The following is a 4,759-nucleotide window of genomic DNA, read 5'->3' on the forward strand; positions in this document are numbered from 1 at the left end:
GTTCGTCCTGAGCCAGGATCAAACTCTCCATAAAAGAAATTTGATTAGCTCAAATTGTTTTGCTGGCATCATGTTTGATGTCCAAAATTTTGTTTTGTTCGCCAACTCAAGGTTAGCTACTAAAAACTTTATTGATTACGTTTTGCTTGTTCAGTTTTCAAGGTTCATTTGCAATCGTCATCTCTTTGTTAAGAGTCAACTTTTATATAATAACATGTTTTACACAGAATGTCAAACAGTTATTTTATTTTCATATTGTTCTAGCTGAATGTTCAGCAGCAACTTTTATATAATATCATCCACTTCATAGAACGTCAATAGTTTTATTCGTTTTTTTCAAAAGTTTTATAACCTAAACCTTGGCCACGATTTTAAAAATTGAATAGTACGGTTTCTTCCAATTTCTAAGAGCGTTTCTTTAGTCTCTTCATCTAAATCAAATTGTGTAGAGCTATAATCATCGACAGGGATGAAAATAATATCTCTTTCATGCCGTCTTGAGATATACCTTTCATCATGAGCATCTTTCATAGTAGAAAATAAAGCTTCAAATAAATTTAATCCGTTTTTAATTTCATATGGGTGTTGTTCTTCTCTACGTCTACTCAATTTAAGCCCTATAATCGGTCGCACTTTACGTCCTTCTCTATCATCAAATACCCATAACGGAAAATTACTCAATACGCCGCCATCTACAATAACCGAATCTCCTTTTCCTGTTTTTAATGTAACAGGTTCAAAGAAAAATGGTATTCCACAGCTCATACGTAAAGCACTGGCTACAGAAAAATTCCCCGCATCAATATGATAATTTTGTAAATCATCTGGTAAAACTATCATTCTGCCATTTGTTAAATCTGACGCCACTAATTTTAACGAATCTCTAGGTAAATCTCCGAATGTATAAACTCCTTTTGCAGCTAATTTCTGAAAAAACCATTTTTCTAATGCTTTTCCTTTATATAAACCTAAATGGTGATAAACATTAACCCACTTCATAAACGGGAATGGTAAGATTGTTTTCCTTTGATCTAATAATGAAGGTACATCCAACTCTTCTAACATAGTCTGGATTTCTTTTCCGCTATATCCCGCAGCAATAAAAGCAGCTAATATGGCCCCGGCACTCGTCCCAGCTACCCGTTTAAAGCGAAAATTTTCAGCTTCTAGTACTTGATACGCCCCAACTAGTGCAAACCCCTTCAAACCGCCACCAGAAAAAACACCATCAATCCACAAAATTCCCTCTCCTTTTTTAAGTAATCTTTACATTATATAAAGAGTTATATACAAATAGAACGAACTCAATGAGTATTTTGTCGAATTTACAAACTACTTTGATGCTGACATACGGATTTAAAAACAGTAAAAGGATTAACTCTGTTCAAGATAGAGCTAATCCTTTTAACTTAGTTTATGTTATTGCTTAGATTACTTAATTTTAAAATGTGCAATTTGACCTTTTAAGTTTTCAACCATCTCGTTTACTTGATTAGCAGTTCCTAGCATTTCTTCCATAAAAGCAGATTGCTCTTGCATAGTTGAAGCAATGTTTTGGGTACCTGCTGATGTTTGCTCCAATGATTGCACAGTTGTCTCAGTAGTCCCTAATACTTGTTCAGAGCTTGCTGATATTTGTTCTACTGTTGAAGCAATTGATTGCGTTCGCATACTAATGTTTGAAATTAGAGATGAGATTTTTCGGAAAGTATCTCCAGCCAATCTTATTGCGACAGTCTCTTGATCAATTTCATTTACTACTCTCGTAATAGCGTCAACAGATTCATTAGAATTGTTTTGCATTTCAGAGATTAATTTAGTAATGTCATTAGCAGATTGGGCAGATTGTTCTGCTAAATGTCTTATTTCATCTGCAACAACAGCAAACCCTTTTCCATATTCACCTGCACGAGCAGCCTCAATAGCTGCATTTAGTGCAAGTAAATTAATTTGATCTGAAATACTTGTAATTACATTTGTAATTTGTCCTACTTCTTTAGAACGTTGATGCATTTGTTCTGTCATTTGCATAGAGGCTTTTGAAAGCTCGTTAATCGAATCAATTCCTTGTACGGATTGTTGAATAACATTATTACCTTGATTGGATTCTTCAGATGTCTTAATAGATTCATCAGAGACATTCGTAGTAGATTCCGTAATTTCTACTATACCCTCTGATATTTCTTTAATCGCAATTTGATTTTGAATAGCCCCAGTTGTTACCATTTCGCTACTTACTGAAACTTCCTGAATCGCCGCTGATACCTGATTAGTCATTTCTGTCACTTGCTCTATACTTTGAGTCAATTCTTTAGACCCATTTGCTACATAGTCTGCTGTTGAGGATACATGCCCTATAACATCTTTTAGCTGTACTTGCATACTATTAAAACTTGATGCAAGCTGACCAATTTCGTCATTACTTGTATTTTTTATTTCCTGCGTTAAATCACCAGCTGCAATTACTTTAGTGTAATCTACAAGTTGATTTAACGGTTTAGAAATTCTTTTAGCAGTGAAATATGCTAATATACCACTTACCACAATAAATATAAGTGCTAATAATACACATACTTTTATTAATAAATTTTCTAAATCAACTATAAAATCTGCATCTTCATCTAATCCTAAGACAGAATCTGTTCCTTGAACTTGTAAAAATGTAGACTTATGAGCACCGTAATCATCTATATAAATATCACTTGTAACCATTTTAGTTGTGCCCAGCGCTGCTTTTTGTTCATCTGTAAACGCTAGTGGTGATAAATACTTATCGTCATTGCCTAAAAATAAAATGACTTCTTTATTATCTACTTTACTCATAATATACACATTTTCTAAATCATACTTTTCTTGAAATGCATTTCCTCTAGACAATAATTCTTGATATGCACTTTTGTTTGTTTTAGCACTATTGATTAATTCTTTATCAAATAGCTCATCAAAATCCTCCATTTTCATCGTTAAGCTCTCTTCAAACTGAGGAATAATATACCCATCAATTAAACGCTCAGCTACAATAAAAATGGCAAAGCTAAAAATTGTGCTTATAACAACAATAGGCATTAATACGTTTAATAATATTTTCTTTCTAATTGTCATACCTTTAAACATCATTAACGCTCCTAACTGTAATAAAAAAATTAATCATTATTAAACAAATACCAATTCATTTAACGTAATATATTGATTCAGATCTAAGTTCAATAACCTTATATTCTCATTTAAATCCGGTGATTTATGAAAGATTACAGCAAAGGTAGAGCTTTCATTCACTTTCATTGGTCGATATTCTAAAATTTCATCAAAATTTAGTTTAAATGCTTCATGATTAATAGATACAACTTGCTTACAATCAATAGAGGCATCTATTTCAGCACAACAAAAACTATAAATTGAATCATCCATTTGATTAACTATATTTTCCCAATCAGGCTTTTGTTGTTTAAAAAAGTACTCACATGAGTTTACACCATATGCATGAACGCCAAGTTCATTTGTACCGATACCAGCAAATCTAAGTGGATTTACTTCAATTGGAACAATCTGTCCCTCATTATCGATGCGAATTTCAATATGTATAGGGGCAAGTTTTAAAGCGAAGAACGATGAAATAGTTCCTAAAAATTCTTGAATTTTGTTGAGGGACTCATTTATTACTTGCTTACTCGTATAGTAAATTCTATCGCTCATGTCTTTCTCATGCCTAAACATTCTTTTAAAAAGATTTAAGATAACAGGTTCCCCGTCTTCTGTAAAATATACGTCAACAGCGTATTCATCACCTTCAATTAATTTCTCAATTATAAATGATTGGTTATTAATAACTTCGATTGGATAGTCTGAACTTGTAACTTCCATTTCAAATTTAAGTTGTTTAATAGTTTCTTTATATTCTTCTACCTTATCAATACGATGTACACCTATACTTGAATATCCTATAACAGGCTTAACAATAATAGGGAAAGGTAGAGCACTAGGATCTAATTCTTCTAATTCTTTTAGAGAAACTTCTGTGAAAAAGAAATCTTTATAATGTCTACTTAATGTTTTCCTGAAAGTAACTTTATTTTTCAAAATATCTGTAACAGTTGTTAAATAGTGATTAGGTGCATATTTTGATAAAATATTAAGTCCATTTTCAGAGTTAAAGAGAATCGGACAATTCCTCTTCTCTAATTCAATCAACAAATCGTCTACCTTTTTTAAATTTATAGTAGATTCGTTTGGTATAAAAACTTCATTTAATTTGATAACTGGAATTTTATTCTTACTAATTGTGTGCGCTAATAAATCAGAAACATAAGGTCTATCTAGTATTATCAACTTTTACACTCCTATCCATATATTTTTTACATATCCTACTATGATCTATAAAAGTATGTAAAAATAACTATTACCTATTTTAATATATAATACCTATAAAATCCATAGTATTACCTTTTTATACTATAGGTAATATTACATCGAAATTAATAAAAGGCATAATTAAATATCTAAATACTAATGAGCGTATTTAACTATATAAAGATTAACTTTTGCTAAAGTAAATAACTAAAAAAAATCAAGAAGCTAATTTAAGCTTCTCGATTTTTTACTATTGTTTTTTTACAATTTGTATAATTTTATAAAAAAAAACAGCCAGCACTCAGCTGACTGTCTACATTGCCTAGCGACGTCCTACTCTCACAGGGGGAAGCCCCCAACTACCATCGGCGCTAAAGAGCTTAACTTCCGTGTTCGGTATGGGAACGGGTGT

At 31.7% G+C, this 4,759-nt stretch carries 3 protein-coding genes and 1 rRNA gene; all 4 read right to left on the reverse strand.

All coding sequences use genetic code 11. The features are described from left to right. Positions 1 to 345: 345 nt before the first annotated feature. Positions 346 to 1,239: a patatin-like phospholipase family protein gene (locus tag ACIQLB_RS24425; protein WP_400731323.1), complete on the reverse strand. Its 894-nt coding sequence runs from the start codon at positions 1,237 to 1,239 to the stop codon at positions 346 to 348. Positions 1,240 to 1,431: 192 nt separating this feature from the next. Further along, positions 1,432 to 3,114 (reverse strand): methyl-accepting chemotaxis protein, encoded by a 1,683-nt coding sequence (locus ACIQLB_RS24430; RefSeq protein WP_400731325.1) that lies wholly within the window; start codon positions 3,112 to 3,114, stop codon positions 1,432 to 1,434. Positions 3,115 to 3,153: 39 nt separating this feature from the next. After that, entirely contained in the window at positions 3,154 to 4,326 is a 1,173-nt protein-coding gene (locus ACIQLB_RS24435; RefSeq protein ID WP_400731327.1) for an ATP-grasp domain-containing protein, read from the reverse strand. Positions 4,327 to 4,667: 341 nt separating this feature from the next. Continuing rightward, positions 4,668 to 4,759: ribosomal RNA gene (rrf, locus tag ACIQLB_RS24440) — 5S ribosomal RNA — on the reverse strand; the annotation flags it as partial.

It is taken from the genome of Lysinibacillus sp. NPDC092081, assembly GCF_044755845.1.
GTDB lineage: Bacteria > Bacillota > Bacilli > Bacillales_A > Planococcaceae > Lysinibacillus.